The organism is Bradyrhizobium sp. YR681 (assembly GCF_000282615.1).
Lineage (GTDB): Bacteria > Pseudomonadota > Alphaproteobacteria > Rhizobiales > Xanthobacteraceae > Bradyrhizobium.
In genome coordinates, this window is sequence record NZ_AKIY01000127.1 from 1 (window position 1) to 12249 (window position 12249).

Here is a 12249-nt window from a genome sequence, read left to right on the forward strand (position 1 = left end):
CCCCCGCCGATACGGCTGTCCCGCTCTATTATCAGGACCCCGACGGCAAGCCGCTCTATTCGCTGACCCCGAAGAAAACCGGGGACGGCCGCGACTATCGCGCCGTGCCCGCGGGCGCGGACATCAGCTTCGACGAGCCCGAGCAGCCTGCGGAGATGATTGCAGCCGAGCCCAAAGGCGAGCACACGGGCGATCGCAAGATCAAATATTACCGCAATCCGATGGGCCTGCCCGACACCTCGCCGGTGCCGAAGAAGGATTCGATGGGGATGGACTACATCCCCGTCTATGACGGCGACGACAGCGACGACGGTTCGGTAAAACTGTCGCCCGGCAAGATCCAGCGCAGCGGCGTCAAATCCGAGCCGGCTGAATTGCGGCGGCTGCGGACGCTGGTGCGCGCGCCCGGCACGATCCAGCTCGACGAACGCAGGGTCTCGGTGATCACCATGCGCGCCGAGAGTTTTGTGCAGAAGGTCGCCGACGTCACCACCGCAAGCCGCGTGACCAAGGGGCAGTCGCTGATGGAGATCTACAGTCCGGCGGTGTCGTCCGCCGCGGCCGAATATCTCGCCACCATCACCTCGAAGGCGACCGCGGGCATCGAGCCCTATGGCCGCGGCTCGCGGCAGCGGCTGGTCAATCTCGACGTCCCCGACCCCGTCATCGCCGAGATGGAGAAGAGCCATTCGGTGCCGATCACCATCCCATGGTCGTCGCCCCGCGACGGCATCGTGCTCCAGCGCAATGCGATCGACGGCATGCGCGCCCAGCCCGGCGACATCCTGTTTCGCATCGCCGACATCTCGCTGGTGTGGGCCAATGTCGACGTCGCCGAGCGCGACCTCGGCGGCATCGCCGTCGGCCAGCCCGTGGCGGTGCGCGCACGCAGCTATCCCGGCCGGGATTTTGGCGGCCGCATCGGCGTCATCTATCCGCAGCTCAACAAGGAGACGCGCACGGCGCGCTTGCGGATCGAGCTCGCCAACGCCGATCTTGCGCTGCTGCCCGACATGTATGTCGATGCCGAAATCGATACCGGCAATCCCGCGCCGGTGCTGGTGGTCGCCGAAAGTGCGGTGCTCGACACCGGCAGCCGGCAGGCCGTCCTGATCGACAAGGGACAGGGCCGTTTCGAGCCGCGCGAGGTCAAGCTCGGACGTCGCGGTGACGGCTATGTCGAGATCCGCGACGGCCTTGCCGAAGGGGAAGCGATCGTCACCTCCGCCAACTTCCTGATCGATGCCGAGAGCAATCTGAAGGCGGCGCTCAAGGGGTTTGCTGAATCTGCCACCCCGCCCGACGGCGGCATGCCGATGGGAGCCAAGCCATGATCGCGCGCATCATCGCCTGGTCGGCCCGCAACCTGCTGCTGGTGCTGTTCGGCACCGGCTTCGCCGCCGCCGCCGGCCTCTACGCCCTGCTCCATCTGCCGCTGGACGCCATCCCCGATCTCTCCGACAGCCAGGTCATCGTCTACACCGAATATCAGGGCCAGGCGCCCCAGGTGATCGAGGACCAGGTCACCTATCCCCTCACCACCGCGATGCTGACGGTGCCGAAATCGAAGGTGGTGCGCGGCTTCTCCTTCTTCGGCGTCTCCTTCGTCTACGTCATCTTCGAGGACGGCACCGACATCTACTGGGCCCGCTCGCGCGTGCTCGAATTCCTCAACGGCGCCGCGGCGCGGCTGCCGGCCGGCGTCACGCCCACGATCGGCCCTGACGCCACCGGCGTCGGCTGGGTCTACCAATATGCGGTGATGTCGAAGGAGCTGAACCTCGCCGAGACCCGGACGATCCAGGATTGGAACCTGAAATTCGCCCTCGCCAGGGCGGAAGGCGTCGCAGAGGTCGCCAGCGTCGGCGGCTTCGTCAGGCAGTACAATGTCATCCTCGATCCGCAGCGCATGCGTGACCTCGGCATCACCATGCAAAAGATGCGCGACGCCATCCGCGCCAGCAATGCCGACGTCGGCGGCCGCACCGTCGAGCTCTCCGAGTTCGAATATGTCATCCGCGGCAAGGGCTATCTGAAGAACGTCGACGATCTCGGCAACATCGTGCTGAAGACCGACAACGGAACCCCGGTCAAGCTGCGTGACGTCGCCCGCGTCGAGCTCGGGCCGGACGAGCGGCGCGGCATCGCGGAGTTCAACGGTGAGGGCGAGGTCGCGAGCGGAATCGTGCTGCAGCGCTTCGGCATGAACGCGCTCGACGTCATCGAGAGCGTCAAGAAGCGGTTCAAGGAGATCGCGACCAGCCTGCCGAAATCAGTGGAGATTGTCCCGGTCTACGACCGCTCCAACCTGATCAAGGCCGCGATCGAGACGCTCAGGCACACACTGCTCGAGGAGAGCCTCGTGGTGGCGCTGGTCTGCATCGTGTTCCTGCTGCATGTCCGCAGCGCGCTGGTCGCCATCCTGATGCTCCCCGTCGGCGTGCTGATGGCGTTCGGGGCGATGAAGCTGCTCGGGATCGGCTCCAACATCATGAGCCTCGGCGGCATCGCGATCGCGATCGGCGCCATGATCGACGCCGCCATCGTCATGATCGAGAACGCGCACAAGCATCTCGAACGCGCCGCGCCCGGCCGCTCGCGGGTGGTGATCCTGATCGAGGCCGCCGCCGAAGTCGGCCCTGCCCTGTTCTTCAGCCTGCTGATCATCACGGTGTCGTTCATGCCGATCTTCACGCTGGAATCGCAGGAGGGCCGGCTGTTCAGCCCGCTCGCCTTCACCAAGACCTTTGCGATGGCGGCGGCGGCGCTGCTGTCGGTCACGCTGGTGCCGGCGCTGATGGTGATCTTCGTCCGGGGCAGGATCATCCCCGAGCACAGGAATCCGATCAACCGCTTCCTGATCTGGATCTACCGGCCGGTGATATCGGGCGTGCTGCGCGCGAGGATCCCGGTGATCCTGCTCGCGCTCGGCGTGCTCGCTGCCTCCGTCTGGCCGGCCGGCCGGCTCGGTTCCGAGTTCATGCCGAACCTCAACGAAGGCACCCTGCTCTACATGCCGACGACGCTCCCCGGCATCTCCGTGACCAAGGCGGCCGAGCTGATGCAGACCCAGAACCGGATCATCCGCTCGTTTCCGGAAGTGGCCTCGGTCTACGGCAAGGCCGGCCGCGCGGCCACCGCGACGGACCCTGCGCCATCGGAGATGTTCGAGACCATTGTCGACTTCAAGCCGAAGCAGCAGTGGCGCGCCGGCGTGACGATCGACGGCCTGATCGCCGAGATGGACAAGGCGCTGCAGTTTCCCGGCGTCTCCAACGCCTGGACCATGCCGATCAAGGCGCGCATCGACATGCTCTCCACCGGCATCCGCACGCCCGTCGGCGTCAAGGTCATCGGCACCGATCTCGCAGGGATCGACAAGCTCGCGCGGCAGGTCGAGCAAGTGCTCAAGGCGGTGCCCGGCACCTCCTCGGCCTATGCCGAGCGGAGCCTCGGTGGCTACTATCTCGAGATCACGCCGGACCGCGAGGCGCTGTCGCGCTACGGCATCATGGTGCAGGATGTCCAGGACACCATCGCCACCGCGCTCGGCGGCCAGACCGTGACAACGACCGTCGAAGGTCGGCAGCGCTTCAGCGTCAACATGCGCTATCCCCGCGACCTGCGCGACAATCCGAAGGCGATCGCCGGCGACATCCTGGTGCCGATGCCGGGCGGCGGCGCCGTCCCGCTCGCCGAGGTCGCGAGCGTCACGCCGGCGCGCGGCCCGACCTCGATCCGGACCGAGAACGGGCAACTGGCGACCTACATCTATGTTGACATCCGCGACCGCGACCTCGGCGGCTATGTCGCCGACGCCAAGGCCGCGGTGCAGGCGAGCGTCCAGTTTCCGCCGGGCTATTATGTGGTCTGGAGCGGACAATACGAATATCTGGAGCGGGCCACCGCGCGGCTGAAGATCGTGGTGCCGGTGACGCTGCTGATCATCTTCCTGCTGCTCTATCTCAACTTCCGCTCGATCACCGAGACCGTGATCGTGATGCTGTCTTTGCCGTTCGCCCTCGTCGGCGGGCTGTGGCTGATGTGGTGGCTCGGCTTCAACCTCTCGGTTGCGGTCGCCGTCGGCTTCATCGCGCTCGCGGGCGTGGCGGCCGAAACCGGCGTGGTTATGCTGATCTATCTCAACCACGCCCTTGCCGAGACCAGGGCGCGCTGTGCGCTTGCGGGCCGCCCCCTGACCCGCCACGATCTCGACAAGGCGATCATGGAGGGCGCGGTCGAACGCGTCCGCCCGAAGATGATGACGGTGGTTGCGATCATGGCCGGCCTGCTGCCGATCATGTGGAGCAGCGGAACGGGATCGGAGATCATGCAGCGGATCGCCGTGCCGATGATCGGCGGCATGATCTCGTCGACGCTGCTGACGCTGATCGTGATCCCCGCGATCTTCGGACTGGTGAAGGGCTTTGAGCTACCGTCCTCTCCCGGCACCGACGTCACGCCACCGGTCCGCGTCGAAAGCCGCGAGCCACACCACGACGTGCTGGAGCCAGCCCAATGAGCATGGGCTGCGCGATCGTAAGAGATCTATGCCGACCTGACAAAGCTGCTGAACTGAAAATTCTGCACCGATTGCCACGGCGTCGCATGCTGATGACGGCGATGGTCCGTCAAGGTGAATCCGGCGCCGAGCAGCGCGGCGATACTGTCGGCGCTGTGACGTGTCACCGGCAAGCCGCTGCATTTCTCCGGGCCGTCGGTCGCGAATGTGCCGATGACGACATGCCCGCCGATCTTCACGGCGCGCCTGACGCATGCGACATAAGCCGCTTGTTCTTCCACAGCGTTGAGGAAGTGAAACGCCGCGCGATCGTGCCAGACGTCGTATGTCCGCGTTGGCCGCCACGCCGTCACATCGGCCACGACCCAGTCCACGCCGTCGCCGGCAACACCGAGCCGCGCCCGCGACGCAGCAAGTGCTGCGTCGGACAAGTCAAGCACGGTCAGGTCCGTATAGCCGGCGGTCAATAGCGCATCGACCAGCCGAGACGCTCCGCCGCCGATATCGACAATCGCCGAGGCCGGCCGGGCGCCGGCCAGCGCAATCAATTCGAGCGAGGGCGACGGACTCTCCTGGAACCAGCTTACCTCGCGCTCGCCCTTGCTCTCGTAGACGGTCTGCCAATGGGCCGCACGGCCTGAAGTCGTCATGATGCCTCATCCTGCGCAGCTAAGCTGGACGGGCCCTCAACTCGGCCGTGGATTGCTGGGCCACAACGACCGCGCCCTGGAGTGCGAGGCCGGCCATGATGGCCGCCACGATGACGTCGGGCCACCCCGTGCCGGTGCCGAACACGCCGAGCGCAGCCAGCAGCACGGCGATGTTGCCGAGCACATCGTTGCGAGTGCAGATCCAGGCCGAGCGCATGTTGGCGTCGCCCTTGCGATAGGCCCACAACAATCCGAATGAGGCCGCGTTCGCAGCAAGCGCCGCCACACCGACCGCCCCCATGGTGAACGCGCTCGGCAGCGTGCCATGCGCGGCGTGCCAGACCACCGTGCCGACCACCCACAGGCCGAAGGCACCCATCGTCAGCCCCTTTGCGAGTGCCGCGGTCGCGCGATAGCGCAGCGCCATGCCGACCACCAGGAGGCTGATGGCGTAGTTCGCGGCATCGCCGAGGAAATCGAGCGCGTCCGCTTGGAGCGAGGCCGACCCGGCCGCGAGGCCCGCGCCGATTTCGGCGAGGAACATGATGGCATTGATGGCGAGCACGGCCCACAGCACGCGGCGATACGCCTTGTTGTCGCGATGGCGATCGAGATTGAGCGGCGGGGGTGAGCAGCATGCGTCGGCCATGCCGATAAGATAGGGCGCGGAAACGCCGCAGACAATCGCGCCAGCTCTGCCCTCCCCGCGACATCAAGTTCCCCACACGTAACATTGTTGCGGGTCGACACTGTTCCTGGGTCCTGCTAGGCAGCTTGAGGTCAAAGAGAGTGACGCCGTGTTTTCGATCCGCCGGTCCATCAGGAAGGTGTTCCGCCCGCGCAACTGGCGCGGATCGTGGGCCGTTGCCTGTGCGGTGCTCTATCTGCTGTCGGGCGCCCTTCACGCCGGCCAATGCGTCGACGTGGCGAATCCGTACGGCCAATCGCACTTCGTCTCGACGGCGGGCACGCCGGGCGATTGCGAGGGCAAGACAATCGCGGCGCATCACTGCCACGGCTGCTTCTCGATGACCCTCGCCCAGGACATCGAGCCCGGCACAGCGGTCGATCTCCACACCGCGCCGACATCGTCGCGCGAGACCGCCTCGGTCGGCATCGATCCAGATACCGAATCGCCTCCCCCCAAACATCTGACCTGAACTGATCAGCCGGGCGCTTCCGCGCCCACAATGCTATTGTTCACAGGTCACCTTCATGTCTTGCAGACGGACTGCCGCGCGCCTTGCGTGCGCGATGGCGATTGTCGTCAGCCCCTGGCTGACGCAGCACGCTCACGCCCAGACCCTGACGATGCGCGCGGCGCTCTCGCGCGCGCTGGCCGCGAGCCCGCGCCTGACGGCAGCGGAGCGCGATGTCGGCATCGCCACGGGCCAGCGCATCCAGGCAGGCGCACTGCTCAATCCGGAACTGTCCTATGAACAGGACAATTCGTTCGGCTCCGGCAATTACCGCGGCACCAGATCGGCCGAGACCACGCTCCAGATCAGCCAGGCCTTCGAGCTGTTCGGCAAGCGCGACGCGCGGATTGCCGCGGGCGCGGCCGGCATCGAGGTCGCCGCGATCCAGCGCAAGGCCGTCAGGCTGGAGGTGCTGTCGGAGACCGCGATTGCTTTCCTTGGCGTGCTCGGCGCGCAGCGGCGCATCCAGATCCTCGACGAGCAGATCGCAGCGATCGATCAATTGACGCCGCTGCTGCGCCGCCGCGTCGAGGCCGGTGCCTCCTCCCCGGCCGAGACCGGCCGCGCCGAGGTCGCCTCCGCGCTGGTGAAGGCCGACCGCGAGCGCTTCAAGGCGACGCTGGCGAGCGCCCGGCGCGAGCTTGCGGTGCTGATGGGCGATCCCGCCGCGAAATTCGGCGAGGTCTCGGGCCGGCTCGATTCCATGGTCAAGCCACCATCGTTCCAGTCGGTCGTCGCCGCCATCGATGCCAATCCGCAGCTGGTGCGCTGGACCGCGGTCTATGCCCAGCGCAATGCCGAACTGCTGATGGCGCGCCTCCGGCCCTATCCCGACGTGCGCATCGCCGCCGGCTGGCGCCATTTCAACGAGACCAATGACGATGCGGCGCGCCTCACCGTCTCGGTGCCCATTCCCGTGTTCGACCAGAACCAGGGCAACATCCTCTCGGCGCAGGAAAGCCTCGCCAAGACCAAGGCCGAGCGCGAGGCCAACCGCAACACGCTGATCGTGATCGCCGGCCGCGCCTACGACTCGCTCCAGGGCTCGCTGCGCGAGCTCGCGGTGCTGCGCGAGACCGCGATCCCCAAGGCCAGCGAGGCCTCGGAAGCGATCGCGCAGGGCTACGGCCAGGGTCGCTTCTCCCTGCTCGAAGTGCTCGATGCCCAGGCCAGCGTCACCCAGGCGCGGCTGCGCGAGCAGGAGGCGCTGCAGAATTTCCATGCCGGCGTCGCGACCATCGAAGGTCTCGTCGGCAATCCCTTTGCGCTGGCCCGGGAGAGCGCGCGATGAAGACATCTTCCACCATCCTCGTCGCTGTCATTGCCGCCGCGCTCGGCGCTTACGGCTATTCCTTGCTCACGCCCGCCAAGGTCGCACCGGCGGAGCATGCCGAGCATTCCGAACAGAAGAAGCCGAACGACCATGTCGAGCAGGACGAGCACGGCGCCGATCGTATCCGCATCTCCGACGTCAAACTCGCTGCTGCCGGCGTGGTGCTGGCGGAGGCCGCGGGCGCCACGCTGACCGATACGCTGTCCTTCAACGGCATCCTGCGCGCCAATCAGGAAGCCGTGGTGCAAGTGACGCCGCGCTTTCCCGGAATTGCAAAATCGATCCAGAGGCGCATCGGCGACAAGGTCGGCAAGGACGACCTGCTCGCCACCATCGAGAGCAACCAGAGCCTGACCGTCTACGAGCTGAAGGCGCCGATCGCCGGCACCGTCATCGAGCGGCAGATCTCGCTCGGCGAATATGCCTCCGAGCAGAAGCCGGCCTTCGTCGTCGCCGACCTCTCCTCCATCTGGGTCGACCTGTCGATCTACCGGCAGGATCTCCGGCGCGTCCGCATCAATGACGAGGTGCTGATCGATCCGGACGACGGCCGCGGCGAGATCAAGGGCACGATCTCCTACATGGCGCCGATCGGCTCGAGCGAGACCCAGACCGCGCTCGCCCGGGTGGTGCTGCCCAATCCGGAAGGACGACTTCGCCCCGGCTTGTTCGTGACGGCGCGGCTGGTCCTCGCCGCCCGCAATGTCGCGGTCGCCGTGCGCCGCAGCGCGATCCAGACGCTGGAGAACAGGACCATCGTGTTCGTCCGTGAGGACGGCGACAAGATCGAGGCGCGCCCCGTCGAGCTGGGCGATTCCGATCCGAAATTCGTGGAGATCCGCGCCGGCCTCTCCGCCGGCGAGCGCTACGTCGCCGAGAACAGCTTCGTGGTGAAGGCGGAGATGGGCAAGGGAGACGCCGACCATGATTGACGCTCTCCTCGCGCTCTCCATCCGCCAGCGCTGGCTGGTCGTCCTGTTCGCGCTCGCGGCCGGCGCCTTCGGCGCCTGGAATTTCACGCGGCTGCCGATCGATGCCGTTCCTGACGTCACCAACGTGCAGGTCCAGATCAACACGCGCGCGCCGGGCCTGTCGCCGCTCGAAGCCGAGCAGCGCATCACCTTCCCGATCGAGACGGCGATGGGCGGGCTGCCCCGGCTCGACTATACGCGCTCGATCTCGCGCTATGGCCTGAGCCAGGTCACCGTCGTGTTCCAGGACGGCACCGACATCTATTTCGCCCGCCAGCTCGTCAACGAACGCATCCAGCAGGCGAAGGACCTGTTGCCTGCCGGCACCGAGGTCGCGATGGGTCCGATCTCGACCGGGCTCGGCGAGATCTATGTCTATTCCGTCGAGGCCAAGGCCGGCGCAAAGTCGTCCACCGGCGCCGAGTTCACGCCGACGGAGCTGCGCACCATCCAGGACTGGATCATCAAGCCGCAGCTGCGCACCATTCCCGGCGTGGTCGAGGTCAATTCGATCGGCGGTTATGAGCGGCAATTCCACGTGCTGCCGATCCCCGGCCGGCTGATGGCCTACAAGCTCGGCTTTCGCGACATCATGACGGCGCTTGCCGCCAACAATTCCAATGTCGGCGCCGGCTATATCGAGCGCAACGGCGAGCAATATCTGGTCCGCGCGCCCGGCCAGGTCGCCAATATCGAGGACATCAGGAACATCGTGATCGGCTCGCGCGGCGGCGTGCCGGTCCGCATCCGCGACGTCGCCGACGTCCAGGAGGGCCGGGATTTGCGCAGTGGCGCCGCCTCGGCCAACGGCACCGAGACGGTGCTGGGCACCGCCATGCTGCTGATCGGCGAGAACAGCCGGACGGTGGCCCAGCGCGTGAAGGCGAGGCTCACGGAGATCGCGAAATCGCTGCCCGACGGCGTGATCGCGCGTGCCGTCTACGACCGCACGCATCTGGTGGAAGCCACCATCCAGACCGTCGAGAAGAACCTCATTGAGGGCGCCGCGCTGGTGATCGCGGTGCTGTTCCTGATCCTCGGCAACATCCGCGCCGCGCTGATCACCGCCTGCGTCATTCCGCTGTCGATGCTGTTCACGATCACGGGCATGGTCGAGAGCAAGGTCAGCGCCAATCTGATGAGTCTTGGCGCGATCGACTTCGGCATCATCGTCGACGGCGCCGTCATCATCGTCGAGAACTGCCTGCGGCTGCTCGCCGCCGAGCAGCACCGGCGCGGCCGCCTGCTGTCGCTCGAGGAGCGGATGGAGACGATCCGCGCCGGTGCCAGCGAGGTCATCAAGCCGAGCCTGTTCGGCACGCTGATCATCGCCGTGGTCTATTTGCCGGTCCTGACCCTGACGGGGACCGAGGGCAAGATGTTCACACCGATGGCGCTGACGGTGCTGATGGCGCTTGCCGGCGCGGCGCTGCTGTCGGTCACCTTCGTGCCGGCTGCGGTTGCGATTATCGTCACCGGCAAGGTCTCGGAGACGGAAAACGTCTTCATGCGGGCGGCCAAGCGGCTCTATGTGCCGCTGCTCGAGCGCGCCATCCGCTATCGCGGCAGCGTCGCGTTCGGCGCCGTGCTGATCGTCGCCGGCAGCATTTTCGCTGCGGCGCGCATGGGCGGCGAGTTCATCCCGAGCCTGGACGAAGGCGACATCACCATCGAGACGATCCGGATTCCCGGCACCAGCCTGACCCAGAGCGTCGACATGCAGCTCCGGCTGGAGAAGGCGGTCAAGCAGGTGCCGGAGGTCGCGACCATCTTCTCCAAGGTCGGCACCGCCGAGATCGCCAACGATCCGATGCCGCCGAACGTCGCCGACACCTATGTCACGCTGAGGCCGCGCGAGGAATGGCCCGATCCGGGCAAGCCCAAGGACGAAGTGGTCGCGGAGCTCGAACGCGCCGCCAACACTCTGCCCGGCACCGCCTATGGCATGACCCAGCCGATCCAGATGCGCTTCAACGAGCTGATCGCCGGCATCCGCAGCGACGTCGGCGTGAAAATCTTCGGCGACGATCTCGATGTGCTCGCGGGCATCGCCCAGCAGGTCAACGGCGTGATCCGCGGCATCGAGGGCGCCGCGGACGTCAAGACCGAGCAGGTCGCGGGTCTGCCGATCCTCACCGTCAAGCTCGACCGCCAGGCGCTGTCGCGCTACGGCCTCAGCCTCAGCGAGGTGCAGAACCTGGTCGAGATCGCGATCGGCGGCAAGCCGGTCGGAAAGCTGTTCGAGGGCGATCGCCGCTTCGACATCGTGGTGCGGCTGCCGGAAAGCCTGCGGGCCGACCCCGACACGATCAAGTCGCTGCCGATCCCGCTGCCGCCCGGCGAGGATGTCCCCGCCGTCACGAAGACCGCCTGGCCGGGCGGGAACGCACCGCTCCGCTACGTTCCGCTATCATCCGTCGCCACGATCGAGATCGCGCCCGGCCCCAACCAGATCAGCCGCGAGAACGGCAAGCGCCGCGTGGTTGTCATGGCCAACGTGCGCGGGCGCGATCTGCGTTCCTTCGTCGCCGAGGCGCAGGAGGCCGTCGCCGAGAAGGTCAAGCTGCCGCCGGGCTACTGGATCGGCTGGGGCGGCCAGTTCGAGCAACTGGTGTCGGCGACCAAGCGGCTGACCATCGTGGTGCCGGTGGCGCTGCTGCTGGTGTTCCTGCTGCTGTTCATGGGCATGGGATCGGCGGCGGATGCGGCGCTGGTATTCTCCGGCGTGCCGCTGGCATTGACCGGGGGCGTTGCGGCGCTGCTGCTGCGCGGCATTCCGCTGTCGATCAGTGCCGGGGTCGGCTTCATCGCGCTGTCGGGCGTCGCCGTGCTCAACGGCCTCGTCATCATCGCCTTCATCGAGCGGCTGCGCAGCGAGGGACGGCCCATTGCGGAGGCCGTGCGCGAGGGCGCGCTGACCCGGCTGCGGCCGGTGCTGATGACGGCGCTGGTCGCCTCGCTCGGCTTCGTGCCGATGGCGCTCGCCACCGGCGCCGGCGCCGAGGTGCAGCGGCCGTTGGCGACCGTGGTGATCGGCGGCATCATCTCCTCGACCGTGCTGACGCTCCTGGTGCTGCCGGCGCTCTATTTGCTGTTCCGGCGTGACGTCGCAAGCGAAACGCCTACAATGGCGTCTGATTTGGCTGAAACCGGGGAGCGCTAGGTTTGGGCAGCCACGACCACCATGGCCATCATCATCACGACCATGCCGGCCATTCGCATGATCATGGTCACGACCACAGCCACGGTCACGCGCATGTCCACGCGCCCGCCAATTTCGGCAAGGCGTTCGCGATCGGCATCACGCTGAACACCGCGCTGGTCGTCGCCGAGGCGGTCTATGGTTATCTCGGCAACTCGACCGCGCTGCTCGCGGATGCCGGGCACAATCTGTCCGATGTGCTCGGCCTCGTCGTCGCCTGGGGCGCCTCGATCGCGGCGCGGCGCGCGCCGAGCGGCCGCTTCACCTATGGTTTTCGCGCCTCGACCATTCTGGCGGCGCTGGCCAACGCCGTGTTCCTGCTGGTCGCAACCGGCGCGATCGGCTGGGAGGCGATCTTGCGGCTGCGCGAGC

At 66.8% G+C, this 12249-nt stretch carries 9 protein-coding genes; 7 read left to right on the forward strand and 2 right to left on the reverse strand.

Annotated elements, in window-relative coordinates; all coding sequences use genetic code 11:
* Positions 1–1334: efflux RND transporter periplasmic adaptor subunit (locus PMI42_RS11765; RefSeq protein ID WP_008134029.1), on the forward strand; the 1334-nt coding region annotated here is incomplete at its 5' end.
* The gene (locus PMI42_RS11770) at positions 1331–4522 is read left to right on the forward strand and encodes an efflux RND transporter permease subunit (protein ID WP_008134031.1); all 3192 of its coding nucleotides are present in this window, start codon (positions 1331–1333) and stop codon (positions 4520–4522) included. The genes PMI42_RS11765 and PMI42_RS11770, both read left to right, overlap by 4 nt.
* A 26-nt stretch (positions 4523–4548) precedes the next feature.
* Here the strand turns inward: PMI42_RS11770 and PMI42_RS11775 are convergent, their stop codons facing one another.
* Together PMI42_RS11775 and PMI42_RS11780 are read right to left on the reverse strand one after the other, a co-directional pair.
* Positions 4549–5172, reverse strand: coding sequence for a class I SAM-dependent methyltransferase (locus PMI42_RS11775; RefSeq protein ID WP_008134033.1), 624 nt, complete (start codon positions 5170–5172; stop codon positions 4549–4551).
* 19 nt (positions 5173–5191) lie between these two features.
* Positions 5192–5821 (reverse strand): cation efflux transmembrane domain-containing protein, encoded by a 630-nt coding sequence (locus PMI42_RS11780; protein ID WP_008134035.1) that lies wholly within the window; start codon positions 5819–5821, stop codon positions 5192–5194.
* 148 nt (positions 5822–5969) lie between these two features.
* Between PMI42_RS11780 and PMI42_RS11785 the strand changes: the two genes are divergently transcribed.
* The 5 genes from PMI42_RS11785 to PMI42_RS11805 form a co-directional block, all read left to right on the forward strand.
* Positions 5970–6332, forward strand: coding sequence for a hypothetical protein (locus PMI42_RS11785; protein WP_008134037.1), 363 nt, complete (start codon positions 5970–5972; stop codon positions 6330–6332).
* 55 nt (positions 6333–6387) lie between these two features.
* A complete protein-coding gene (ihpA, locus tag PMI42_RS11790) occupies positions 6388–7662 on the forward strand; it encodes a divalent metal ion exporter subunit IhpA (protein ID WP_008134038.1) in 1275 nt (424 codons plus the stop codon).
* Complete coding sequence (ihpB, locus tag PMI42_RS11795; RefSeq protein WP_008134039.1) at positions 7659–8636, forward strand: divalent metal ion exporter adaptor subunit IhpB; 978 nt, start codon at positions 7659–7661, stop codon at positions 8634–8636. The genes ihpA and ihpB overlap by 4 nt, the downstream gene beginning before the upstream one ends.
* On the forward strand, positions 8629–11838 hold the full coding sequence (gene ihpC, locus PMI42_RS11800; RefSeq protein ID WP_008134040.1) for a divalent metal ion exporter subunit IhpC: 3210 nt from the start codon (positions 8629–8631) through the stop codon (positions 11836–11838). The genes ihpB and ihpC overlap by 8 nt, the downstream gene beginning before the upstream one ends.
* A 2-nt stretch (positions 11839–11840) precedes the next feature.
* Positions 11841–12249, forward strand: a 409-nt coding sequence (locus PMI42_RS11805) for a cation diffusion facilitator family transporter (protein ID WP_008134042.1), incomplete at its 3' end; no start/stop codon positions are given.

Bases quoted from the DNA above. Each gene is read 5' to 3' on its own strand.
- PMI42_RS11770 (WP_008134031.1), top strand. From the start codon at position 1,331: ATGATCGCGCGCATCATCGCCTGGTCGGCCCGCAACCTGCTGCTGGTG.
- PMI42_RS11775 (WP_008134033.1), bottom strand. From the start codon at position 5,172: ATGACGACTTCAGGCCGTGCGGCCCATTGGCAGACCGTCTACGAGAGC.
- PMI42_RS11780 (WP_008134035.1), bottom strand. From the start codon at position 5,821: ATGGCCGACGCATGCTGCTCACCCCCGCCGCTCAATCTCGATCGCCAT.
- ihpA (WP_008134038.1), top strand. From the start codon at position 6,388: ATGTCTTGCAGACGGACTGCCGCGCGCCTTGCGTGCGCGATGGCGATT.
- ihpB (WP_008134039.1), top strand. From the start codon at position 7,659: ATGAAGACATCTTCCACCATCCTCGTCGCTGTCATTGCCGCCGCGCTC.
- ihpC (WP_008134040.1), top strand. From the start codon at position 8,629: ATGATTGACGCTCTCCTCGCGCTCTCCATCCGCCAGCGCTGGCTGGTC.